The organism is Flavobacterium aestuarii (genome assembly GCF_040049115.1).
GTDB classification, from domain to species: Bacteria; Bacteroidota; Bacteroidia; order Flavobacteriales; family Flavobacteriaceae; genus Flavobacterium; species Flavobacterium aestuarii.
The window spans coordinates 41,788-65,759 of record NZ_JBDLZZ010000008.1 but is presented as its reverse complement, the minus strand read 5'-3'; the positions used below and the strand labels follow the sequence as shown (position 1 = coordinate 65,759).

Sequence of the window (23,972 nt, the reverse complement as noted above, 5' to 3'; positions counted from 1 at the left end):
ATTTGCTTTCATTGAAATTTGTTTTTTGAGTTTTGAGTTTTGAGTTTTGTCATTTGATTTTTGTTTTTTGAAATTTGATTTTTTACTTTTACCCAATAAACAAATTCTATCATGGCTCAATCGGTACTGTCTTTAAAAAACGTAAACATATATCAAGAAGGAAAAACTATTTTATCTGATGTTAATTTGGAAGTCACTCACGGTGAATTCATCTACATCATCGGGAAAACAGGTTCCGGAAAGAGCAGTTTATTGAAAACATTATATGCTGATTTGCCTTTAACTGAAGGTGAAGCCAAGATTTTAGATTTTGATTTGACAACTTTAAAAGAAGATGACATTCCGTTTTTGAGAAGAAAGTTTGGAATTGTTTTTCAGGATTTTAAGTTATTGCCAGACCGTACCGTTAAAGAAAACATGCTTTTTGTTTTGAAAGCTACCGGATGGACTGACCTTACAGAAATGGAAGCAAAAATCGAAGAAGTATTGGCAAAAGTAAACATGAAAGACTTTGCAAATCAGATGCCACATCAATTGTCTGGTGGAGAACAACAGCGTGTTGCCATTGCAAGAGCCTTATTGAATGATCCTGAATTCATTCTTGCCGATGAGCCAACAGGAAATCTTGACCCGCAAACCAGTACTGAAGTGCTTGAAGTTTTAAGACAGATCAATGTACTTGGAAAAACAGTTATCATGGCAACTCACGATTATGCCTTGCTGATGAAATATCCATACAAAACATTGAAATGTGAGGATGCATCTATTTTTGAAGTAGTACAGAGAACCGTGTAATGTTATCGATTCTTATTCCGGTTTACAATTACAATGTTTACCCGCTAGTTTGCGAGCTTAAACATCAAGCTGATGAATTAGGAATTAAATATGAAATCATTGTTAATGATGATCTAAGCCAAAAATTCGTAACGGAAAATTCAAAAATAAATTCCTTACTAAAGTGCAGTTTTTCTATCAATCCGCAAAATGCCGGGAGAGGAAAAAACATCAATTTGTTATGTGCCAAAGCCAAAGAGAATTACGTTTTAATAATGGAATCAGATTCTTTTCCTGAGAGTAAAAATTACCTCAAAAATTACCTGGACATAATTTCAAACGATACTCCTGTAATTTTTGGAGGTGTTCATTATCCTAAAACTCCCCCCGGAAAAGACAAATTGCTTCGTTGGAAATATGGTATAAACAGAGAAACAAAATCTATAAGCTGCAGACTCCGAAATAATTACGATTTTGTCTTCACTTGGAATTTACTTTTAAAAAAAGACATTCTTTTAAAACATCCTTTCCCAGAATTTATTAATGAATATGGTTACGAAGACACCGTCTTCATAAAAATGCTACGTTTAAGTTCTATTTCTGTCACTCATATTGAGAATCCATTAATTCATTATAACGAAGAATACAGCATTGATTTTATAAAAAAATCGGAAACGGCAGTAAAGACTTTATACAGTTTAATCGCTTTACAAAAAATAGAATTAAAAGACATTAAGTTAAGTTATGTTTACTTAATTCTAAAAAAACTCTATTTAACTGGGGTTGTAAAAGCAATTTTTACTAAAAACAAAGAGCATATAGTAAACAACTTGACTTCTGAAAATCCCAGCCTTTATTTATTGGATTTTTATAAATTAGGATATTTATGCACTTTTAATCCGTTGAAAAATGTATAATAGTCTAAAAAAAATCATTCAGACTGTTTTACCCAAAAAAGCTATATTCAAAATCGAACCTCATTTACGAACTTTATGGTCATTCTATTACAGAGGTTCAAAATACGAATGTACCATTTGCCAGACAAAATTGAGAAAATGGATTATTTTGCCCAATAATGATAAACTCTGCCCTAACTGCGGGAGTTTGTCCAGAGACCGGAGATTATGGCAATTGATAGAAAATAATTATTTGGGAGATGATATAAATGTTCTAGACTTTTCACCATCCAGAAGTTTGTATCGAAAATGGAAAAAGCAAAACGTAGCCTACAAAGCGACAGATCTCTCAGGAGATTTTATTTCGGACAATCAATATGATATTACTTCAATCCCTGAAAAAGACAACACCTTTGATTTAATCTTGTGCTATCATGTTTTAGAACATGTTATTGACGATTTATCAGCGATGAAAGAACTTAACAGAACATTGAAATCAACAGGGATTTTGTTTGTTCAAACGCCTTTCAGACAAGGAGAAATATACGAAGATTATACTATTACTTCTGATGAAGATCGATTACAACATTTTGGACAGGAAGATCACGTAAGGATATATTCGGTTAATGGATTAAAAAACAGACTGACACAATCTGGTTTTGAAGTAAAAGTAAATCAATACAGCAAGGATATAATTCATGGTTTAGCCGAGAATGAAATTATATTGATAATGAAAAAACAAAAAAAATCAGAAGGCTAGTTCACTACCTCCAGAAACAGCTTATCCCATTTTTTCATTATGCCTTCGATTTCATATTTTTTTACACTCTCTTGGGCAGCTTTACCCATTTGAAATCTTAAATTCTCATCTTCAATAAGCAATTCCAGTTTTTGAACAAAAGAGTCTGTATTTCCATCTTCAATCAAAAAGCCATTTACCTCATCGTCAATAATAGTTCTCGGACCAGAAGGGCAATCATAAGCTATACAGGGAACACCTGAAGCCATTGCTTCAATAAGCACCATCCCAAAAGCTTCTGTTCTTGATGTCATTAAAAAAACAGAAGACTGATTGTAACTTTGCTGTATATCTTTGACAGGTGAAAGAAAATTTATATTATTTGAAATATTCAATTTATCAGCCATTTCTTGATATTCAGAATCAGCGTCCCATTGCCCATAAATATCCAGCTGCCAATCAAGATGCTTTTCAGTTATCCTGCTCCAGATTAATAACAATCTATCCAGCCCTTTGATGTGAGTAATAACACAGACCGCCATAGCTCTTTTATTGACCAAATTAGCTTTTTCCGTAATCTTGAAGCTAACAGGATTAGGAATAACTATTCTCTTTTTAGCATTCCACTCCTTACTTCCTTCATCAGTTACAGAAACAAAACAGCTAAATTTATTTATTGTGTTCTGCTTAAAAAAATGCACCAATTTGGATCTTAACTTCGTGTATAAATTTCTGTTTTTTACTTTTTCGAACGAAACTGAAAAATGGGTTTCAAAAATTATTGGAATTTTAGGTTTTACAAACCATGGAATAAACAACCATAATACTGCATCGCAAATGACTATTACATCTGGATTTTCTCTGGAAATTGTTTCATTTATTAATCGAATATAATTTCTAAAAAAAGGAAAAAAATATTTAGATTTTTTAATGTTAAGCCATTTTATATCTGAATTAAAATCATAAAACCGATTAGAAGTACAATCATTTACAGATAGTATGACAACTTTATAATTAAAACTGGAAACAAAATAATTGGTTTTCAAAGAAATAACCCTCGCAATTCCGCCAGAGTCAGTTATATCAGGTGCGATGTATAGAATCTTCATTTTTTTGATTTTAAAAAATCATCAAAATTCCTGATATAATCATCTTCATTATATACTGTTGATGCCAAAACTAAACAAACAGCGCCTGATGAAAAATTTTCTATTTCACGCCAAGTATTTTTTTTTATAAGCAGTCCTTTATCAGGCTTATTTAAAGTCACTGTTTTAATAGAATTACCATCTTTTAAAATAACATCAAAACTTCCTGAAATTGCTATCAAGACCTGCTCAAGATTTTTGTGCGAATGCCCGCCTCGTACTGACGAACTTGGAATATCATATAAATAATAAACTCTTTTAATATCAAATGGAATTACATCATTTTCAATAACAGCTATGTTACCTAAGCTGTTTTCAATCTTAGGAATTTCAATAATTTCTATTTCCATAATTCTTTATTCGATTCATCACTAAAACTTGCAATTTTCATCAAATCTAACCATTGTTTCCCAATACTTTCTAAGGAAAATTGCTGAATACTTGCTAATGCGTTTTTTTTGCAGTGACTGTATAATTGTTCATTACCAACAAATATATTCATTGCCTCTATTAATTTTTGAATATTTTGATTTTCAACTAATAGCCCGTTCTCTTTATCAACAATCATTTCTCTTGGACCCGTGGGACAGTCAAAAGCTATGACAGGCGTTTCACATGCCAGTGATTCTAAAATCACATTGGGCATTCCTTCATTTAAACTGCTTAATACTAAAAATTTAGCTTTTTTTAAATATTTGTATGGATTGTCTTCAAATCCCATCAAATGGATGTATTTTGAAACATTGTTATCTGCAGCCATTTTTTCTAACGGAATAATATCTCCTTTACCTAAAATAACAAGATGAATATGTCTTTCTGGCAGATTAGAATGTGCATAACTCCAAATCAATTTATCAAACTGCTTTAAATTATCGTGATACTGACCAATCGCAATAACGTAATCAAAAGTAATATCAATCTCTTCATTTGATCTTTCAAAGACTTCTTCTAAATTTATCGGATTAAAAATAGTAGTTACATTTGTCAAATTATACTTAGATTCAACTAATTCTTTAATTTTATCTACAATTGTTACCGTTGCATATATGTGATTAAAAATTAATCTTCCTATCCAAACTTTTTTTGGCATATAATACTCTAACAAAAAATTATGCACCGTCAAAATTGTCTTGGTGTTATAAACAAATCTGGCTATTAATAATTCCTGAAAAGATTTTGTCCGTGGCCGGAAATCTATTATAAAATCAAAATTATTCGTTTTTAAATACCTTCTAATAAAAAATAACCGCTTTAACTTATTGTTAAAATCATTACTTTTATTTTTCATTAAACCCATATTAACAAGTTTGCCTGCATAGGAATAAGTTACACCATCCAAAACAATTATGTTATGGACTTCAATTCCAGCTTTGTCAAAAAAAATTGATAAATTAGCCATCACTTTTTCCCCTCCGCCTTCGGTAAAACGATAACCAATTAATGCTATCTTATATTTTTTTTTTTGCAATATCATCTTCGAATTATTATTTTAGCTCAAATATAAACATATATAAATATAATGTCCCACAATCCGTTAGTTACTGTTGTCTGTTTATGCTACAATCAGCAACCATACGTTTCTGAAAGTTTGGACTCTGTAATAAACCAGTTATATTCACCAATACAGCTTATTATCGTAGACGATCATAGCACTGATAATTCAAAAGCCACGATAGATATCTGGCAGCAAAAACATCCTGACATTCAATTTCTCGCCAATGGAACTAATTTAGGAATTACCAAATCATTCAATAAAGCACTAAAACTTGCTAAAGGAGAATACATTATCGATTTAGCTGCTGATGATGTACTGCTTCCACATTGCGTGATGACACAAATCCGTGCGTTTCAAAATAGTCCTTATAAAAATCTAGGCGTCGTTTATGGCAATGCCGAATTAATTTTGGAAAACGGCTCGTTTGACTCCTATTATTTTGCAGTAAATACTCAGAAAAAAGTAGTCAAAAAAAGAATTACAGGTGACATTTACAAAAATGTGCTTTCTGATTTTCATAGTATGTGTTCCGTTTCTGCAATGATAAAAAAAAGTGTATTTGATCATCTTGAAGGTTATGATGAGTCTCTTGCTTATGAAGATCTGGATTTTTGGATTAGGGCTTCCCGAATTTATGAATTCGATTTTATCGATGAACCCATTATGCAAAAAAGAATTGTTTCAAATTCTTTAGCCACAAATTTTTATAAAAAAAATAATGATCAGACAAAAAGAATAGACCATTCAACATACTTTATATTAAAAAAAGCAATACAACTAAATCAAAGCAAACAAGAAGATTTGGCCATTCAAAAAAGAGTTCATAACGGTATTATGCATTGCATCAAAAATAGAAACTTTTGGCTGGTTTTAAAAAATGCAGAGTTAAGAATTATTTTGGCCTGGAGAAAAAATTTTAAGAATTATGATTTATAGCTTAACAAAAATTTATTTTTTGTAATAATATTAATTGATGCTGCATACAGATTAAATCTGATTCTTCTTTTTTATCATATAAACCTTTATTACAAAATCAAACAAAAATGGTACATTAAAAATAATCAACAACAAAATGTATTTTAACTTTAATGACATTATTGCATAACTAAAATTTAAAAAATAAAAAGAATTGATTAAATGTTGTTTTTTAAAATCAGATAAAAACAATGCTGTATTTTCTTTTTCAATTTCAGTTTCAAAATCATACAGATGAAATTTAGCAGATAATTGTAAGTACTTGCTGAGCAATGAAAATTGACTATTTAAAACAAAACTCTTTTCAAAATTGTTTTCTTTAAGCAAGCTGAAAATCCTAAATAGTGTATTTAAAGTGTAAAAGTTTTTAGCAGAAAAAGTTTTAGTTATTGCATTCGGATTATCCTGTCTGTAATAAAATATTCCATCGCTAAAAACAACTTTATTACTTTTTAAAAACAACTTTCTGGTAATAAACTCATCACTATCAAAAGCATCTTCAGGAAAAACTTCATCATCTAACAAACTTGTTTTAGTTAATGGAAAACCATGAATAGACCAATTTAGTGATGCTTCACAGGCTTTTCTTCCACTTAAAACAAGCTCTCTATTGCCATTTAAACCAATAATTTTTTTATTATTAGATGTGTTTTCAAAATAAAACTCCATATCAGGAAGTATACTATCTGCATTGGTTTCTTTCTGTTTTTCGACCATTTTTTCGAGAAGATCGATTGAAAAAACATCATCCTGTGAGGAATAAAAAACATAATCTCCTTTAATTTCAGACTTTATGAAGTTCCAAGAAACGGAGACCATTCCTCCTTTTCTTTTTACAAAAATTTTAAATCTATCATCTTTACTTGCAAATTCATCCAGAATAATTTTGCTCCCATCAGTCGAAGAGTCATCCACCAATAATACCTCAATATTTTTATACGTTTGATTTTGTATTGATGCTAAAGTATTCCGAAGGTACTTTTCACCATTATATACAGGTACAAAAACAGTTACTAATAAATCTTGAACCATAAAGCAGTATTGCTTATGTTTTTAAAATAATTCCTTTCTAAAATAAAATCCTAACACCAATAAATACGCTAAATTCTCAAGAGCTTGTGCTATTACAACTCCCTCTAAACCATAATATTGTATAAAAAACAAACTTGTAAAATACAGAAATATAAGAGCCATTATTTCTATGAAAATATAATGCTTGACATTTCTCCGCGCTATTAATAAGATTCCTAAAATCATGCCTGAGACCTTGAAAACATCTCCAACTAACTGCCAAAGAAACAATTCTGAAACAGGTAAAAATTCATTTGTAAACAGTGTTTTTATGATAAAAAATCTAAGAAAATAAATAAATATTGTGCCTGCAATAAATATAGGCAGTATAAATCTATAAAAACTCCAAATCACTTCTTTTGTTTGAATTACTCCATTCGCTTTTACGAGTTTTGGATAAAAATAAATACTCAATATTGTGCCTATAAACAATAAGTAAAAATTAGAAATTCTAGTTATTGCTTCCCAGAATCCTGAATCCTCTAATCCTACATTAACAATCAAAAAATTTCTAATCTGTAAATTAAATATGGGACTCAATATTGCTGATGGCAAAATCATTAAAGAAAATATCCCTAAATTCTTTAAAATTTTGAAATCATATTCACGGAAATTTAACCTTCTAAAAATTTGTATTTCGCTTGGTAAATAAAATGACGCTACAAAAAATAAAACAACTGGTACAATAATAATTGAGATAAACGCTCCAAATGTTTTAAAATAATATAACAATGGCAATGAAAGCAAAGCACCTATTATAGTACTAATAATATTGGCTAAAATTACTTTATTATATCTGCCCAATCCATTTATTATTGACACAAATAGTACAGAAATAACATTCCAAGGCAAGGCGATTGCTGCTGCTTTAAAAATGATTGAATATTGAAAATTATTTCCAAAGACTTTATGACAAAAATAATCTGAAAATGTAAAAACCAATGTACTTAGAAAAAATGCTGCTGTTAAAAAACTAATTAATGTTGTAGAAATTATTTTATCCAACTCTTTTTTATCATATTCATTTTCAGCAACATACTTAATAATCCCCGAAGAAAACCCTAGAGCAGAAACTCCTTCTAACGATGCTATAAAATTCCGCAGATTCCCAACCAGAGCCATTCCACCGGGGCCAACAAAAACAGCTAATAACTTTGAAGTAACTAAACCTGTCCCTAATTTTAATAATACATTCAAACTATTTAAAGAAGTAATTTTAAATAGATCTGTTTTTGTTATGTTCCTGATAAATTTCAATTTAAAATTGATTTAAAATCCTAATAACAAAACTCACCTCATCATCTGTTAAAACAGGACTCATGGGCAAACTCAATACTTCTTGATGAATCTTCTCAGTAACCGGAAAAGACAAATTATCCCAGCCAGACAATGCCTTTTGTTTATGTGGCGGAATTGGATAATGAATTACAGTTTGAATATTATTTTGGGTCAAATAGTCCTGCAATGCTTCTCTGTTTTTCGTTCGGATAACAAACAGATGAAACACATGATTTTCCGAAAAATCCCAAAACGGAAGCAGTATCTTTTCATTTTTAATTTCTGACAAATAGCGTTTAGCAATTGTTCTTCTGCGTTCATTATCTGTGTCTAGATTGAGTAATTTCAGATTTAAAAAAGAGGCCTGCAGTTCGTCTAGCCTAGAATTTAAACCGATATAATCATTATAATATTTTGTTTCAGAACCATAATTCCGCAAAGCACTAATGACTATCGCTAAATCCGAATCATTAGTAACAACTGCTCCGCCGTCACCAAGTGCGCCTAGATTTTTTCCCGGATAAAAACTATACGCTACGCTTGATTGCTTATTTTTGACTGCTGATTTTTGATTGCTGATTGCTCCCGCCGATTGTGCAGCATCTTCTACTACAATTAAATTATTTTGTTCTGCGATTTCGTTTATAACATCCATTTCGGCTAATTGCCCGTAAAGATGAACAGCTAAAATGACTTTGGTTTTTGGCGATATTTTTTCTAAAATTAAGTCTGGGTCAATATTGTAAGTTTCTAATTTTGGCTCGACCAAAACAGGCACTAAATCAGCCTGAAGAATAGCGAGTATGCTAGCGATATAAGTATTGGCAGGAACAATTACTTCGTCACCTTTCTGCAATTTCCCTAATTGGATATACCCTTTAAAAATCAGAACTAAAGCATCCAGACCATTTCCAACTCCAATGCAATATTTTGCGCCACAATAGCTTGCAAAATTGGCTTCAAACTCCTGAACTTCTTTTCCTAAAATATACCAGCCCGAGTCCAATACCGATTTCAGTTTTTCCTGAAAAGCGGTTTCATAGGGTTCGTTTATTTTTTTTAAGTCTAGGAATCTGATCATTTTAATACGTTTTCAAGTTTATAAAAATGAGCCGTTTCTACTTCATAAAAATCATGAACAACGGTATTCGCTCCAAAACTTTCTTTCCAATATGACAGTCCATTATTGAGTATTTTCCCTTGATTTTCATTAGATATTCCGAAATCAAAAAAACGTTTTTGAGCAAATATATTTTTGATTAAATGATTATACAAAAAGTCAAGACTTCCAAGATTTTCCTGCTTTTCAAATTTTGAAATATACTGACAGTGAGCAACATTTTCGGATTCAAAAATGGTTGTTCCTGCTACAATCTCATTATTAAAATACACATTGAACTGCCTTATATTTTTATCAAAATGCTTTTTTAATAATTGAATTTCGGCAAGAGTATGAACAGGTTCTGCCTGGTGACGGACTTCTAAGTTAGGAATCAAAACCTGATTCCAGAATGATTCAAAATTATTTTCCTCTTTTATGATTAAGCCGTTGTTTATCCCTTTTTGAATGCAGCGCTTTCTTATTTTTGAAAACTGATAGGGTTTGGACAAATCAATTACGGATAATGTATCTCTTCTGATTAATTGGGCTTCGGTCAGAAACAATGCATAGTTTGCTTCTTCGGCTGGTTTATTATGATATATTGACGGAAGTGTTTTGAGCTGCATTTTAGTAATTTTATTTTCGTTTAAGTAAAATAAAACCGCTTTAAAAACCTGAATGACTGAGGCTAACTTTAGCGTTTCCTTGTAAACCAAACCTCCGTAAGTCAGGCCCTGATGAGAGTAAACAATCGCTCCTGCTCTATTCGCTGGCAAAATCGCAATCAGTTTTTCTCCTTCAAAAATCAGTAAGGAAAAATCTTCGAATCGGTCTTTGTGATACTCCATAAAATCACGGTGAAACAAAAATGTGGCATTCTTAGCCTGGCTTACAAAAGTATTCCAGCCGTCATAATCACTTTCCTGATATTGCTTTACGGTATAATTTTTCACCCTTGAATATTAAAGACTGGAAAAGTACACAATTAGGGCAATATTCGAAATAGTAATGGAGAAAAAACCTAATACAATTTTTAATTGATAAAAACCGAATATCGATTTCAGACTAAATATCTGAATTTATTATTTATGTTCCAAAGGAGCCAGATGCCATTTATATTTTACAGCCACCAAGCGGATTGCAATAATGACACAGGAGGTAATCAGATATATTACATCACTTTCGACATTCATTTTTCGAAGGGCAAAAAAGACAATACCACCAAATATGCAAATCGTAGCATAGACTTCTCTGCGGAAAATCACCGGGATTTCGGTACATAAAATATCCCGTGTTACTCCGCCAAAACAGGCGGTCATAGTTCCCAATGCAATGCAGATTACGGGATGAAGATGATAATCAAGTCCTTTCTGTATCCCGATTAAGGTAAAAACTCCTAATCCGATGGTGTCAAATAAAGCTAGTGAGGTTCGTAGTTTGTCTAATTTTTTTCTAAAAATGATTGCCAGGATAAATCCCCAGACAATTACATAAACATACGTCGGATTCTGCATCCATCCTACTGGAGTTCTCCCGATCATGACATCACGCAGGGTTCCGCCCCCGACTGCAGTTACAAATGCGATGATAAAAACGCCAAACGGATCCAGTTTTTTGCTCATAGCTGCTAATGCACCAGACATTGCAAATGCCATTGTTCCGATAATGTCGAGTAAGTGAAACATATTGGAAGTGTGAATTTTAAGGTTTTAAAGACTGCTACATATTTTGCGTATAAAAATTGTAATCTTTCAAGATGGTTCTTATAAACTCAATCTGACTGTTCGTCTGCATTTTAATACCTGTAACCGACTGAATTTTTTGAGACAATTTTAAAACGGTTTCCATATCATTATTTTTTTCGGCGGTTAGAAAAGTTTCCTTTATAATCCGCATATCATTATCTGACAGTTTAATAACCAATGGATAGACAGGTACATACGTTTCACCAATTTCCTCTAGTATTGTACTGTCAATTGATATATTGTTTTTCAGCGTTATAATGGCTGTTCCTGCTGCCATATCACCCATACGCTGGGTTTTGTTACTAATGCATATTGATACTAATCCAATTAATCCGCCAAGCATGTTGTTTTCGATGATTCTAAAAAGCCAACGGATAAGATAATCTCCAAAACTGGCCTGATAGCCGTCAATTTTCACGACTTTTATCTTTACTATTTTTTTGCCAATGGTTTGTCCTTCAAAAATACTTTCCAGTGTCACAGAATATATCATTACTGGAAAAAAAAACAATATCAATATTGCAAAACCCGACCAGAAATCCATCCTGTCCATGATTCGTGAGATTCCCAGCAAATTAAAAAAGACGTATGCGACAACAATAATATAGGCCGCTTTAACAACAAAATCCAGCAGACTAGCCAGCATTCTCTCGCCAACAGAAGCTGCCTTAAAATTTATTACAACATTTTGTGTTGTGTTTATAGATAATTCTGACATAATTCCTATTTTAGCACTTGATGAGAGAAATTGCATTTATAAAAGCGAACAAAAACAAATGGCTTGAATTTGAGCAGGCTATTTTTGGTAAAGCTAAAAAAAATCCTGATGAAATGGCAAATTTATACATTCAATTAATGAATGATTTGTCGTATGCCCAGACTTATTACAGCAAAAGCAAAACAGTTGTTTATTTAAACTACCTGGCGTCCAGTATTTATCAAAAGATATACAAGACCAAACGCACTGAAAGCAATAGGCTGGTTTATTTTTTCAAAACCGAAGTCCCGCTGATTGTTTACGAATACCGCAGGTATCTGGTTTATGCTTTTGTACTTTTTTTTGTGACTGTTTTTATTGGAGCTGTTTCAGCCCGATATGATGCTGATTTTGTCCGGTTAATTCTTGGAGATGGCTATGTCAATGAAACCCTGGAAAATATCAAAGCTGGAAATCCGGTTGCTATTTATAAATCAGGGAGCAATTGGGGCAGTTTTATCGGCATCACCGTCAATAACCTGCGTGTTGGAATGATGTGCTACATTTTTGGAATTTTTGGCGGTATTGGCACTTTTTATATTTCACTGCAGAATGCCATAATGCTGGGTTCATTTCAATACTTTTTCTTTCAGCAGGGTGTTTTCTGGAAAAGTGTGCGAGGTATCTGGATTCATGGCTCCATGGAAATTTTTGGAATCGTAATTGAAACTGCAGCCGGTTACATTCTGGGAGCCTCTATCTTATTCCCTAAAACATATTCCAGAATGAACTCATTTAAAATTGGCTTCAAAAACAGTTTCAAAATACTGCTGAGTACTGTTCCTTTTACCATCGCAGCAGGATTTCTGGAAGGTTTTATAACCCGCTATTCTATCGATATGCCCAACTGGCTAAGCAGTTTTATTATTTTATTTACCCTATCCATTATTTCCTTTTACTATTTGATTTATCCATTTATAATTCACAAAAAAACCAATCAGCCTCATGTTTGAACTTTACAAAGAGCGCAATTTAAGCGACAATCTCTCCGACACAATTACTTTTTTCAAAACGTTTGGAAAACACTTTTTCAAAAACTTTTTTATCATTAACGGAATATTCTTAATGATACTGATGGTTTTGATCTATTTTATTTCCAAAATATATGTAGAAGTACTTTTTTCTGGTGCTAATAATCTTGCAAATAACCCAAATTACATTACTAATTTCATAAGTGAAAATATTTTTCTTGTACTGGGAGGCTTTATAACAGCTATTATACTGATAGCTATTTTATCAATGCTCAACATTACTTACCCAATTGTTTATTTGAAATTATTCGAAAGAGAGCATCACACCAATTTTTCTACACAGGAAATCATTAATGAATTGAAGAAAAATATTGGAAAAATGATTGCCTTTTTATTCGGAACCGCTTTTGTCATAGTGCCTCTAGCTTTCATCATGTTTGGGTTAATATTTCTGCTTTGTTTTATCCTCATCGGAATTCCATTGTTTTTTATTGCCATTATTGGTTTTTCTTCATGGATAATGCTGTCGTATCATGATTATATTCTGAATGACGTAGGTTTTTTTAAGGCATTATCAAATGGGTATTATCTGCTGAAACTAAAATTCTGGACCATTGTGGGCACTACTTTCTTGATGACAATGCTGGTTCAGATTATTCAGGGAATACTGACTGTTATTCCTTATCTGTTTATGATTGGTTCAATGTTGGTTTCGGCACAAAATGCAGGTTCACAAGCTGAAAATTTTTCTACTTTAGGAATTCTTATGACGGTTATAATGGTGCTTTCGGTAGTATTAAGCTACATATTTAATAATTTCATCGTAATCAATCAGGGACTTATTTATTATAGTCTGCATGAAGATAGTCAAAACTACACCACTAATAACCAGATTGATTTAATTGGTACCGACGTTGAATAAATTTTTCCTGCTTGTTATTTTTTTCTTTTGCTTCAATGCTGGAGCTCAGGATTCATTGGCTGTAGCCAAAAAAGAAAAAATTGTTTTCACCGAAAAAGATATTGTCATAGATACCGCTTCTATCACTGCAAAATCATTTCCTGAAAATTTCAAAAAAAAATATACCGATACCGATTTTGTATATGAATTTAAAACTCCGGAGAAAAATGCATGGGATCGCTTCAAGGAATGGCTTTCTAATTTTTTTAAAAAATTATTCAGCTTAAGCGACAATAAAACTTCCTCGCTTTTAGTAGAAATACTATTAAGGGTAATCGCTATTGCCGTTGTTATTGCTGTAATTTACATGATTGTAAAAGCCATAATGAACAATGAAGGCCAATGGGTTTTCGGCAAGAACTCAGACAAGAAAATTATCAATTATGATGAAATAGAGAAAAACCTGCATCTGGTTGATTTTGAAAAACTTATTCAAAAAAGTCTGCTGTCTAACGAAAAAAGATTGGTAATAAGGTACTATTATCTCTGGTTACTCAAAAAAATGTCAACCCAGCAAATCATCGTTTGGGATCTCGAAAAAACCAACTCGGATTATCTTTATGAAATAAAAGACCAAGCCCAGAAAGACGATTTTGCCTATTTGTCCTACTTATACAATTATATCTGGTATGGTGAATTCGATTTGGATGACATAACATTTGTGAAGGCAAAAAATGCTTTCGAGAAATCCATAAAATATTTGAAGGATGAATAGAACACTAAAAATATACATCTTCTTTTTAGTTCTACTTCTAGTAGCTATTGTTGTCATTGACATTAATCGTCCCAAACCTATTGATTGGACTCCTACCTATTCCATAAAAGACAAAATCCCTTATGGAATGTATGTTTTTGACAAAGAAATTGGTTCACTTTTGAAAAATCAAAAAATAGAAAGATTCAATAATACCCCTTATGAGTATTTCGACAGCGATCCTTATCTTGACACACTGATCTCTGGCAACAAGAAAAAAGGAACTTTTATCAACATTTCCAAAGTTTCAAATTTAGACGACCAGTCAATTAACACAATTTGTTCTTTTGTAAGACAAGGCAACAGCGCTTTTATCAGTTCGGAAACCATCCCAAATTCCTTATTGGATAGCCTGAATCTAGCAATGGACAGTGAATATAAATATTCTGATAGTATTTATAATTGGTTAGCCAATAAAAAATTAGGAGCTCAAAAATATAAAATCATCGAAGGTGTCAACAATAATTATTTTTCAAAAATCGACACGCTCAACACTACTGTTTTAGGCTATCAAAATGGAGACAGCGCCAGAGTAAATTTTATAAAAGTGAAATACAAAATAGGCACATTCTATTTACATACACAGCCTGTTGCGTTTACAAATTTTCATTTACTAAAAGCAAACCATCACGAATATGCCGAAAAAGTTTTGTCTTATATACCTAAAGGAGAAGTATTTTGGAGCATCAAAGATCAAAATGGCGAAGTAATTTCAGCTTCACCCATGCGCTATGTTTTAAGCCAGCCGGCACTCAGATGGGCTTGGTATATTTTCTTGATCGGAATGATTATTTTCATGATTTTCAATGCCAAACGAAAACAGAGAATTGTCCCAATTATCAAGCCATTGGCCAACACTACCGTCGATTTCACAAAAACCATCGGGAATCTGTATTATCAGGAAGGTGATCATGACAACATAATCGACAAGAAAATTATTTATTTTCTGGAAAAAGTCAGAAATGAATATTTGATTGATACGCACCAGCTCGATGAAGAATTCATAAAAAAACTGCATTCCAAATCAGGAAAAAAATTAGACGATATTAAAAATCTTGTGTCATTGATAAATTTGTATCGAAAAAACAGCTTTAGCAGTGTCGAAGCGGATTTGATTCAAATTAATAATGCAATAGAAAAAGTGACAGGACATAATTAAGTAAGTCGGAAGTTTAAAAGTCGTAAAGTCAAAAAGAACAAACAGTATACAGATAATATATTAAAAAATCGTAACTAAAAAACATGGAAAATACAACCACACCAGAAACCAACGAAAATGTAGATTTTCAATCCAGAATTAATTTAGAACCGCTTTTGTTAAGTATAAATGCTATAAAAAATGAATTGGCAACCGTAATTGTTGGTCAAAACAAAATGATTGACCAATTGCTTGTTGCTATTTTATCAAACGGACATGTTCTGCTTGAAGGCGTTCCAGGCGTTGCCAAAACTATTACAGCAAAATTACTGTCCAAAACATTGAATATTGGTTTTAGCCGAATTCAATTCACCCCAGATTTAATGCCTTCGGATATCTTGGGAACATCAGTTTTTGACCTGAAAAAATCGGAATTTGAATTCAAAAAAGGACCAATTTTTTCAAATTTAATCCTAATTGACGAAATCAATCGTGCTCCCGCGAAAACCCAAGCCGCACTTTTTGAAGTAATGGAAGAGCGCCAAATTACAATTGATGGTTCGACCTATATTCTGGATACACCATTTTTGGTAATTGCTACTCAAAACCCAATTGAACAGGAAGGAACTTATCGCCTGCCAGAAGCACAGCTGGATCGTTTTTTATTCAAAATAGCAATTGATTATCCAAAAATTGATGAAGAAATTGCCATCATCCAAAGAGAACATTCTTTGCAGAATCACGGAAAACTGGATAATATAAAAACCCTGCTTTCATCAGCCGAAATCAAGCAGTATCAAACATTAGTCAAACAGATTATCGTTGAGCAGAACCTGCTGGAATACATTGCCAAAATTGTGGTTAACACCCGTGAAAATGCATTTTTATATCTTGGAGCTTCACCTCGTGCTTCTATCGCCATTTTGAACGCTGCAAAAGGTTTTGCCGCCATTCGAGGACGTGATTTCGTAACTCCGGAAGACATCAAGGAAGCTGCAATTCCTGTCTTACAGCACCGTGTAATCGTAACTCCGGAACGCGAAATGGAAGGAATTACGAGTATTGAAATTATCAAACAGATTTTGGAAAGTGTGGAAATTCCGAGGTAGTTTTAAGTTTCAAATTCAGAAACATTAAAAATATGCTAATTCTACATTTCAACAAGAAACAATAGTTCTACAGTATGAAACTACTAAAAAGTTTATACATCAACAATTTCTTTTTCTATGCGCTTTTGGGCGTTGTAGGATTGTTTGTTTTTGCCTTTATATTTCCTGCGCTCTACAATGCGGTATGGTATATTCTGCTTATATTGATGACTTTTTTGATTTTGGATATCCTAATTTTATTTTTTACAAAAAATGGAATCGAAGGAACCAGAATAATGTCCGAAAAACTGTCTAATGGTGATGATAATGAAATAAAAATCAGCATTAAAAATTATTATACTTTTCCTGTTTCAGTAAAAATAATTGACGAGATTCCGTTTCAGTTTCAAGTCCGCAATTTTGATATTAGACAAAAAATCAGTGCCTCTTCACAAAACGAAATCCTGTATTATCTGCGCCCAACTGAACGCGGGGAATATCATTTCGGAAATTTAAATGTGTATGTTTCTTCACCATTGTCACTAATTTCCAGACGATTTAAATTTGATACAGACAGAATGGTTCCCACTTATCCGTCTTATATTCAATTGCGAAAATACAGTTTGATGGCTTTTTCCAACAATCTGTTTCAATACGGCATCAAGAAAATCCGACGAATTGGCCACACCATGGAATTTGAACAAATAAAGGAATATAATCAGGGAGATGATGTCAGAACACTAAATTGGAAGGCTACTGCAAAGAAAAATGCCTTGATGGTCAATCAGTTTCAGGACGAAAAATCGCAATCGGTGTATATGATAATCGATAAGGGCCGTGTAATGAAAATGCCTTTTAACGGAATGAGCTTATTGGATTATGCCATTAATGCAACACTGGTTTTATCGAATGTGATCTTAAAAAAACAGGACAAGGCCGGAATGCTGGCTTTTTCAAAAAAAGTGGAAAATCGTGTTTTTGCAGAACGACGTGATTCACAAATGCAAAAAATTCTGGAAACATTATACAATATCAAAACCGATTTTTTTGAAAGCGATTTCAGCCGATTGTACACTGACATCAAAAAAAATATTAATCAAAGAAGTCTGATCGTATTGTACACCAATTTCGAAACGATGGACGGTTTGCATAGGCAATTGCCCTATTTAAAAGGAATTGCCAAAAACCATTTGCTGGTCGTGGTTTTCTTCAACAATACCGAACTCAACGAACTCATTAACAAAAATGCCGAAAATATTCAGGAAGTTTATGATAAGGTAATTGCCGAAAAATTTTCTTTTGAAAAAAGACTAATCGTCAATGAGCTTAAAAAACACGGTATTTATTCCGTACTTACCCAACCGGAAAATCTTACTTTGGATACCATTAATAAATATTTGGAAATCAAATCAAGAGGAATATTGTAAAGAATTTAGATTGTAGATTTTAGATTACAAATAATGATTAGCATCTAATAAAACTACTTGCATAAAACAAAATTCTCAATACTAATTACACTAATTCTTACAAATTAATTAATGTTTCCACATATCTTCAAAAAATAATTTGCGCTAATTTGTGTAATCTGCGGTTAAATATACTTTTATAAAAGCATAACTATGATATGTTTTCAGTTACATTGATAACGGTTCAATTAATGATTTTAGAATTTAAAAAATGGTAGTACCTTAGCAGCTCATAACTAAGCATCTTTTCCATTGAAACAAATCATTTCCATCCAAAATCCTTTTATAAAATCCTTAGTATTATTACAGGAAAAAGCAAAAGCCCGAAAACAATCAGGCACTTTTTTGATAGAGGGAAAAAGAGAAATCGAAATCGCCATAAAAGGTGGTTACGAAATGGAAACCGTTTTATTTTTACCTGAAATTTGTCCTGAAAATGAAGCTCTGAAAATAGCTGGCAATTCAGAATTGATAGAAATTTCAAAAGACATTTATCAAAAACTGGCTTACAGAGACACTACAGAAGGTATTTTGGCTGTAGCCAAAGCCAAATCAATGCTTTTATCCGACCTGCAATTATCCAAAAACCCATTGATACTTGTTGCCGAAGCTCCTGAAAAGCCTGGAAATATTGGTGCATTACTACGTACTGCCGATGCTGCAAAACTTGACGCAGTGATCATAGCCAACCCAAAAAGCGATTTATACAATCCTAATGTTGTCCGGTCCAGCGTGGGCTGTTTGTTTACCAATCAGATCGCTACGGGAACTACTTCCGAAATTATTGCTTTTTTGAAAGAACGTAACATTAATTTCTATAGTGCAACCTTACAAAACTCCACATCCTATCATACCCAAGATTATACTTTGCCTACCGCTCTGGTAGTGGGTACAGAAGCCACAGGACTTACACAGGAATGGCGGGATGCGGCAACTCAAAATATCATTATCCCTATGCAGGGCGAAATTGACAGCATGAATGTTTCTGTTGCTGCAGCGATATTGATATTCGAAGCCAAAAGACAAAGAGGTTTCAGTTAGAAGACTGCAATGTTGAGCTGGCTGAACCCCGATTTCAGAAAGCAGTTACCAGATAAAAAAATAGATTTCAAATAAAATGATTAACATTCTTAATCTAAAATCTTTCAATTCCCTCTTGAAAACTGAATACTGAAATCCGAGGACTGAACTAACAAAAAACCTTGTATATTTCGCAAAAAAAGCTTATTTTTAGGAATTGAACCATGCCGTTATGATAGAAATCGATATAGAAAAAGAAAACAAAGCAATTGCTCAAGAGTATAAAGAGTTACTGCGCATCAGTTATCAAACCCTCACTGCTGAGGATAAAAAAGTGATCCGCAAAGCCTTTGATGTTGCAGTTGATGCTCATAAAGACCAGCGCCGAAAATCTGGCGAAGCCTATATTTTTCATCCTATAGCAGTTGCCAAAATTGTAGCCTCAGATATTGGTCTGGGAGCAACTTCTATTGCTGCAGCCTTAATGCACGACGTTGTCGAAGACACTCCGATTACCGTCAAAGACATTGATAAAATGTTTGGACCAAAAATTGCTCAATTAGTTGAAGGCTTAACCAAAATATCATTGGTACAAAAAGACCTTAATGTATCCATGCAGGCCGAGAATTTCCGAAGAATGCTTCTGACTCTAAATGATGACGTCAGGGTGATCCTCATAAAAATAGCTGACAGGCTTCATAACATGCTCACCATGGACTCAATGGAAGATTACAAACAGGTTAAACTGGCTTCCGAAACGTTATACATTTATGCACCATTGGCGCATCGATTAGGACTTTATAAAATAAAAAACAAACTCGAGGATTTAGGTTTGAAATATACTGAACCTGAGCGATACAACAATATCGTCAGCAAAATACGAGAAACCAAGGAAGAGCAGGATCTTTATATCAAAGACATATCCGAAGTACTTAAAAAAGCTTTAGACGAAGAAAACATTGATTACATTATCAAAGGAAGACCAAAATCTATTTATTCCATTAATAGAAAAATGCTGGCGCAAAATGTAAGTTTTGATGAAGTCTATGATAAATTTGCCCTGCGTATTGTTTACAAATCCAATCCGCACGACGAGAAATTCCTGGCCTGGAAGATCTACTCAATCGTAACAGATCATTACAGACCCAGCCCTAGCCGTCTGCGCGACTGGATATCTTCACCAAAATCAACTGGTTACGAAGCACTGCATATTACCGTAATGGGGCCAAAAGGGCGCTGGGTAGAAGTACAGGTGCGAAGTGAACGCATGGATGAAATCGCCGAAAAAGGTTACGCTGCTCATTACAAATACAAAAACGGAGCCACTGAAGAAAACGGCCTTGATGTCTGGTTAAATCTGCTGAAAGAGGCACTGGAAAACTCTGAAACAAGTGCTGTGGATTTTGTCGAGGATTTCAAAATGAACCTGTACTCCAAAGAGATTTATATTTTTACCCCAAAAGGAGAAATCAAATCCCTTCCAAAAGGTGCAACATCGCTGGATTTTGCATTCAGCATCCACTCCGAAATTGGAATAAAAACAAGAGGAACCAGAGTCAACGGAAAATTAGTGCCGCTGAATTACGAACTAAAAAGCGGTGATCAGGTGGAAATTATTACTTCACCTAATCAGAAACCAACTATTAACTGGCTGGATTTTGTAACCACTTCGAGAGCCAAAAACAAAATCAGAAACGTTCTTAATGAGAACACCAAAAAAATCGCCGAAGACGGAAAAGAACTGCTTACCCGTAAACTAAAACATTTAAAAGTAACGCTAAACGAACAGACAACTAACGAATTAGTTAACTTTTTTAAACTAAAAACAAGCTTGGATCTGTTTTACAGAGTTGGTGTAGGATCAATTGACAACCAGCAGTTAAAAGATTATGCCAGCCAGAAAAGCAATACATTAATCAACTTTTTCAAAAATAAAATCAAGCGCAATAACAATGCTCCCAACGAGGATATTCACAAGCAGGTTATCAGCAGCAATTATGATATGCTGGTTTTTGGAAAAACGCAGGACAAACTCGATTATAAATTATCCAACTGCTGCAATCCCATTCCGGGTGACGAAGTATTTGGTTTTGTTACCATAAACGAAGGCATCAAAATACACAAAAAAGACTGCCCGAACGCCATTGCTTTACAGTCCAATTATGCTTACCGAATCATGCAGGCCAAGTGGATTGACTCTACCCAGCAGGATTTCAAAGCGACCATCAACATTATGGGAATGGACAGCTTAGGACTTACAAACGAACTGACAAAAGTAATTTCAAACAATATGAACGTGAATATACAAAGTATTTCACTCAATGGAGAAGCGGGTATTTTCAAAGGGCAGATATCTGTAATCGTACCCAATATCACTATTTTGAAAAAACTAATGGACAACATCAAAAAAATTGACGGAATTGACAAAGTAACGCGAGTGTATAAAAATTAAGCATCACAAAATAAACTTTAACAATGAAAATTGTGATATTCAAAACTAGAAAACAGCAGCAGATAATTCCAAAAACCATTTGGGCGTGCCACCATTAGGAAAAGAGACCTGCTCACAATACCGCATACACGGTCTCTTTCCCTAATGCTGTCGGGCTATACGCTCCGCAGCGGCGGATTGCTTCTATCCCTCACGCGGTAACCCAGAACCCTAATCTATCATCGAGAAACACCTCAATAATAAAGTCTTAAACACCTATAAATAAAACTCAGAAAACAGAATTAAAACCCTATTTTTTTAAACTTTTAAAATAATAATTTATCTTTGCAGGATATGACACTCATTTCTACAGATAACAACAAAAATCAAGAGATTGTAAAAAATGTTTTTACAATGTATCTTGAAAACAAAGGACATCGCAAAACACCAGAACGTTATGCTATCCTTCAGGAAATATACGAAAGTGAAGAACATTTTGATATAGAAAACCTATACCTCAAAATGAAAAACAAAAACTACCGTGTCAGCAGGGCTACCCTTTACAACACTATCGAACTATTATTGGACTGCGCCTTAGTACGCAAGCATCAATTTGGGCAAAATCAGGCACATTACGAAAAATCTTATTTCGACAAACAGCACGATCATATCATCATGACTGATACTGGTGAGGTAATTGAATTTTGCGATCCAAGAATTCAGACAATCAAAAAAACAATCGAGGAAATTTTTGACATCGAAATCACCAATCATTCCTTATACTTATACGGAAACAAGAAACAAGTAAAAAAAGAAGAAAATACATTAGAAAATTAACTACAAATAAAACATAGAATGACTGTAGATTTATTATTAGGATTACAATGGGGAGATGAAGGAAAAGGAAAAATTGTTGACGTTCTTACATCAAATTATGACATAATTGCTCGTTTTCAAGGTGGACCAAATGCAGGACACACTTTAGAATTTGACGGAATTAAACACGTTCTAAGAACTATTCCATCTGGAATTTTTCATAAAACGGCCGTAAATATCATTGGAAACGGAGTAGTAATTGACCCGGTAGTATTTCAAAAAGAAATTGAAGGTCTTGAAAAGTTTAATATGGATATCAAATCCAAATTAATCATTTCCAGAAAAGCACATTTAATCTTACCAACACACCGTTTATTGGATGCTGCATCTGAAGCTTCAAAAGGTAAAGCAAAAATTGGTTCTACTCTAAAAGGAATCGGACCGACATATATGGACAAAACCGGAAGAAACGGTCTGCGTGTTGGTGATACCGAATTAGAAGATTTCGAAGACCGTTATAGAGCTTTGGCTGACAAACACGAAGAAATGATTAAATTCTACGATGTCAACATTCAGTACAATCTGGCAGAAATGGAAAAAGAATTCTTCGAATCTATCGAAGTTTTAAAAACATTAGATTTTATTGACAGTGAAGAATATTTAGCGCAAGCTCAAAAAGCTGGAAAATCAATCCTTTGCGAAGGTGCTCAAGGTTCATTGCTTGATGTTGATTTTGGAACATATCCATTTGTAACCTCATCAAATACAACTGCTGCCGGAGCCTGTACAGGTTTAGGAATTGCACCTAACAAAATCAAAGAAGTATATGGAATTTTCAAAGCTTACGTAACACGTGTAGGAAGCGGACCTTTCCCAACAGAACTTTTTGACGAAGACGGTGCTACAATGGCTAAAGTAGGAAACGAATTTGGTTCAGTTACAGGAAGACAAAGACGCTGCGGATGGTTGGATTTAGTAGCATTGAAATATGCTGTTCAAATCAACGGAGTAACACAGTTAATGATGATGAAAGGTGATGTTCTTTCTGGTTTTGAAACTTTGAAAGTTTGTACTGAATACAACTATAAAGGAAAAAACATTTCACATTTCCCTTACAATATCGAGCCGGAAAATGTAACTCCGGTATTCAAAGAATTCAAAGGATGGCACCAGGACTTAACAGGCATGACAACTTACGAAGAATTACCTGTTGAACTGAAAGAGTACATCGAATTCATAGAAAAAGAAGTAGAAGTTCCAATAAAAATTGTTTCTGTTGGACCAGACAGAAAACAAACGATCTTAAAATAATAAGCAAGCGTCCCGAATTATCGGGGCGTTTTTTTT

At 33.3% G+C, this 23,972-nt stretch carries 23 protein-coding genes; 14 read left to right on the top strand and 9 right to left on the bottom strand.

Features of this window, described 5'->3' with window-relative positions; genetic code table 11:
• The first annotated feature begins 111 nt into the window (after positions 1–111).
• From ABEG11_RS10595 to ABEG11_RS10585, 3 genes are read left to right on the top strand one after another with little or no spacing between them, the layout of a single operon-like run.
• Positions 112–795, top strand: coding sequence for a cell division ATP-binding protein FtsE (locus ABEG11_RS10595; RefSeq protein ID WP_348824138.1), 684 nt, complete (start codon positions 112–114; stop codon positions 793–795).
• Complete coding sequence (locus tag ABEG11_RS10590) at positions 795–1,691, top strand: glycosyltransferase (protein WP_348824137.1); 897 nt, start codon at positions 795–797, stop codon at positions 1,689–1,691. The genes ABEG11_RS10595 and ABEG11_RS10590 overlap by 1 nt, the downstream gene beginning before the upstream one ends.
• Complete coding sequence (locus ABEG11_RS10585; protein ID WP_348824136.1) at positions 1,684–2,430, top strand: class I SAM-dependent methyltransferase; 747 nt, start codon at positions 1,684–1,686, stop codon at positions 2,428–2,430. Before ABEG11_RS10590 ends, ABEG11_RS10585 begins: the two co-directional genes overlap by 8 nt.
• Here ABEG11_RS10585 and ABEG11_RS10580 read toward each other — a convergent pair.
• The 3 genes from ABEG11_RS10580 to ABEG11_RS10570 are packed head-to-tail and all read right to left on the bottom strand — an operon-like array spanning position 2,427 to position 5,031.
• Positions 2,427–3,518 (bottom strand): glycosyltransferase family 4 protein, encoded by a 1,092-nt coding sequence (locus ABEG11_RS10580; protein ID WP_348824135.1) that lies wholly within the window; start codon positions 3,516–3,518, stop codon positions 2,427–2,429. The two genes, ABEG11_RS10585 and ABEG11_RS10580, sit on opposite strands and share 4 nt — an antisense overlap.
• Complete coding sequence (locus ABEG11_RS10575) at positions 3,515–3,907, bottom strand: sugar 3,4-ketoisomerase (protein WP_348824134.1); 393 nt, start codon at positions 3,905–3,907, stop codon at positions 3,515–3,517. The genes ABEG11_RS10580 and ABEG11_RS10575 overlap by 4 nt, the downstream gene beginning before the upstream one ends.
• On the bottom strand, positions 3,898–5,031 hold the full coding sequence (locus ABEG11_RS10570; RefSeq protein WP_348824133.1) for a glycosyltransferase: 1,134 nt from the start codon (positions 5,029–5,031) through the stop codon (positions 3,898–3,900). Before ABEG11_RS10570 ends, ABEG11_RS10575 begins: the two co-directional genes overlap by 10 nt.
• Positions 5,032–5,076: 45 nt before the next feature.
• On the opposite strand from ABEG11_RS10570, the gene ABEG11_RS10565 reads away from it, so the two are divergent.
• Positions 5,077–5,988, top strand: a complete 912-nt coding sequence (locus ABEG11_RS10565; protein WP_348824132.1) for a glycosyltransferase family 2 protein — start codon at positions 5,077–5,079, stop codon at positions 5,986–5,988.
• A 51-nt stretch (positions 5,989–6,039) separates the two neighbouring features.
• On the opposite strand, the gene ABEG11_RS10560 is transcribed toward ABEG11_RS10565, so the two are convergent.
• From ABEG11_RS10560 to ABEG11_RS10535, 6 genes are all read right to left on the bottom strand, one after another.
• Complete coding sequence (locus tag ABEG11_RS10560) at positions 6,040–7,059, bottom strand: glycosyltransferase family 2 protein (protein WP_348824131.1); 1,020 nt, start codon at positions 7,057–7,059, stop codon at positions 6,040–6,042.
• 21 nt (positions 7,060–7,080) lie between these two features.
• Entirely contained in the window at positions 7,081–8,295 is a 1,215-nt protein-coding gene (locus ABEG11_RS10555; protein WP_348824130.1) for an O-antigen translocase, read from the bottom strand.
• A gap of 61 nt (positions 8,296–8,356) precedes the next feature.
• Complete coding sequence (locus tag ABEG11_RS10550; RefSeq protein ID WP_348824129.1) at positions 8,357–9,457, bottom strand: DegT/DnrJ/EryC1/StrS family aminotransferase; 1,101 nt, start codon at positions 9,455–9,457, stop codon at positions 8,357–8,359.
• On the bottom strand, positions 9,454–10,431 hold the full coding sequence (locus ABEG11_RS10545; RefSeq protein WP_348824128.1) for a GNAT family N-acetyltransferase: 978 nt from the start codon (positions 10,429–10,431) through the stop codon (positions 9,454–9,456). The genes ABEG11_RS10550 and ABEG11_RS10545 overlap by 4 nt, the downstream gene beginning before the upstream one ends.
• A gap of 129 nt (positions 10,432–10,560) precedes the next feature.
• The gene (locus ABEG11_RS10540; protein ID WP_348824127.1) at positions 10,561–11,163 is read right to left on the bottom strand and encodes a trimeric intracellular cation channel family protein; all 603 of its coding nucleotides are present in this window, start codon (positions 11,161–11,163) and stop codon (positions 10,561–10,563) included.
• Between the two features lie 34 nt (positions 11,164–11,197).
• Entirely contained in the window at positions 11,198–11,941 is a 744-nt protein-coding gene (locus ABEG11_RS10535; RefSeq protein ID WP_348824126.1) for an RDD family protein, read from the bottom strand.
• Positions 11,942–11,961: 20 nt separating this feature from the next.
• Between ABEG11_RS10535 and ABEG11_RS10530 the strand changes: the two genes are divergently transcribed.
• The 10 genes from ABEG11_RS10530 (at position 11,962) to ABEG11_RS10485 (ending at position 23,936) form a co-directional block, all read left to right on the top strand.
• Positions 11,962–12,933 (top strand): stage II sporulation protein M, encoded by a 972-nt coding sequence (locus tag ABEG11_RS10530; RefSeq protein ID WP_348824125.1) that lies wholly within the window; start codon positions 11,962–11,964, stop codon positions 12,931–12,933.
• Positions 12,926–13,873 carry a hypothetical protein gene (locus ABEG11_RS10525; protein ID WP_348824124.1) on the top strand — a complete coding sequence of 316 codons (948 nt, stop codon included), beginning with the start codon at positions 12,926–12,928 and terminating at the stop codon, positions 13,871–13,873. Before ABEG11_RS10530 ends, ABEG11_RS10525 begins: the two co-directional genes overlap by 8 nt.
• The gene (locus ABEG11_RS10520) at positions 13,866–14,627 is read left to right on the top strand and encodes a DUF4129 domain-containing protein (RefSeq protein WP_348824123.1); all 762 of its coding nucleotides are present in this window, start codon (positions 13,866–13,868) and stop codon (positions 14,625–14,627) included. The genes ABEG11_RS10525 and ABEG11_RS10520 overlap by 8 nt, the downstream gene beginning before the upstream one ends.
• Entirely contained in the window at positions 14,620–15,825 is a 1,206-nt protein-coding gene (locus tag ABEG11_RS10515) for a DUF4350 family protein (protein ID WP_348824122.1), read from the top strand. Before ABEG11_RS10520 ends, ABEG11_RS10515 begins: the two co-directional genes overlap by 8 nt.
• An 83-nt stretch (positions 15,826–15,908) precedes the next feature.
• Positions 15,909–16,913 (top strand): AAA family ATPase, encoded by a 1,005-nt coding sequence (locus tag ABEG11_RS10510; RefSeq protein ID WP_348824121.1) that lies wholly within the window; start codon positions 15,909–15,911, stop codon positions 16,911–16,913.
• 74 nt (positions 16,914–16,987) lie between these two features.
• Positions 16,988–18,319 carry a DUF58 domain-containing protein gene (locus tag ABEG11_RS10505; RefSeq protein WP_348824120.1) on the top strand — a complete coding sequence of 444 codons (1,332 nt, stop codon included), beginning with the start codon at positions 16,988–16,990 and terminating at the stop codon, positions 18,317–18,319.
• Between the two features lie 291 nt (positions 18,320–18,610).
• Positions 18,611–19,399 carry a TrmH family RNA methyltransferase gene (locus ABEG11_RS10500; protein ID WP_348824119.1) on the top strand — a complete coding sequence of 263 codons (789 nt, stop codon included), beginning with the start codon at positions 18,611–18,613 and terminating at the stop codon, positions 19,397–19,399.
• Positions 19,400–19,610: 211 nt separating this feature from the next.
• Positions 19,611–21,830, top strand: a complete 2,220-nt coding sequence (locus tag ABEG11_RS10495) for a RelA/SpoT family protein (RefSeq protein WP_348824118.1) — start codon at positions 19,611–19,613, stop codon at positions 21,828–21,830.
• A gap of 333 nt (positions 21,831–22,163) precedes the next feature.
• Complete coding sequence (locus ABEG11_RS10490) at positions 22,164–22,646, top strand: Fur family transcriptional regulator (RefSeq protein WP_348824117.1); 483 nt, start codon at positions 22,164–22,166, stop codon at positions 22,644–22,646.
• A gap of 18 nt (positions 22,647–22,664) precedes the next feature.
• Complete coding sequence (locus tag ABEG11_RS10485) at positions 22,665–23,936, top strand: adenylosuccinate synthase (protein WP_281635977.1); 1,272 nt, start codon at positions 22,665–22,667, stop codon at positions 23,934–23,936.
• Positions 23,937–23,972: the final 36 nt, after the last annotated feature.

Coding starts and splice junctions, on each gene's coding strand:
- ABEG11_RS10490 (WP_348824117.1), top strand. CDS start 22,164: ATGACACTCATTTCTACAGATAACAACAAAAATCAAGAGATTGTAAAA.
- ABEG11_RS10540 (WP_348824127.1), bottom strand. CDS start 11,163: ATGTTTCACTTACTCGACATTATCGGAACAATGGCATTTGCAATGTCT.
- ABEG11_RS10485 (WP_281635977.1), top strand. CDS start 22,665: ATGACTGTAGATTTATTATTAGGATTACAATGGGGAGATGAAGGAAAA.
- ABEG11_RS10575 (WP_348824134.1), bottom strand. CDS start 3,907: ATGGAAATAGAAATTATTGAAATTCCTAAGATTGAAAACAGCTTAGGT.
- ABEG11_RS10525 (WP_348824124.1), top strand. CDS start 12,926: ATGTTTGAACTTTACAAAGAGCGCAATTTAAGCGACAATCTCTCCGAC.
- ABEG11_RS10580 (WP_348824135.1), bottom strand. CDS start 3,518: ATGAAGATTCTATACATCGCACCTGATATAACTGACTCTGGCGGAATT.
- ABEG11_RS10565 (WP_348824132.1), top strand. CDS start 5,077: ATGTCCCACAATCCGTTAGTTACTGTTGTCTGTTTATGCTACAATCAG.
- ABEG11_RS10590 (WP_348824137.1), top strand. CDS start 795: ATGTTATCGATTCTTATTCCGGTTTACAATTACAATGTTTACCCGCTA.
- ABEG11_RS10585 (WP_348824136.1), top strand. CDS start 1,684: ATGTATAATAGTCTAAAAAAAATCATTCAGACTGTTTTACCCAAAAAA.
- ABEG11_RS10595 (WP_348824138.1), top strand. CDS start 112: ATGGCTCAATCGGTACTGTCTTTAAAAAACGTAAACATATATCAAGAA.
- ABEG11_RS10570 (WP_348824133.1), bottom strand. CDS start 5,031: ATGATATTGCAAAAAAAAAAATATAAGATAGCATTAATTGGTTATCGT.
- ABEG11_RS10515 (WP_348824122.1), top strand. CDS start 14,620: ATGAATAGAACACTAAAAATATACATCTTCTTTTTAGTTCTACTTCTA.
- ABEG11_RS10535 (WP_348824126.1), bottom strand. CDS start 11,941: ATGTCAGAATTATCTATAAACACAACACAAAATGTTGTAATAAATTTT.
- ABEG11_RS10560 (WP_348824131.1), bottom strand. CDS start 7,059: ATGGTTCAAGATTTATTAGTAACTGTTTTTGTACCTGTATATAATGGT.
- ABEG11_RS10530 (WP_348824125.1), top strand. CDS start 11,962: ATGAGAGAAATTGCATTTATAAAAGCGAACAAAAACAAATGGCTTGAA.
- ABEG11_RS10550 (WP_348824129.1), bottom strand. CDS start 9,457: ATGATCAGATTCCTAGACTTAAAAAAAATAAACGAACCCTATGAAACC.
- ABEG11_RS10510 (WP_348824121.1), top strand. CDS start 15,909: ATGGAAAATACAACCACACCAGAAACCAACGAAAATGTAGATTTTCAA.
- ABEG11_RS10505 (WP_348824120.1), top strand. CDS start 16,988: ATGAAACTACTAAAAAGTTTATACATCAACAATTTCTTTTTCTATGCG.
- ABEG11_RS10495 (WP_348824118.1), top strand. CDS start 19,611: ATGATAGAAATCGATATAGAAAAAGAAAACAAAGCAATTGCTCAAGAG.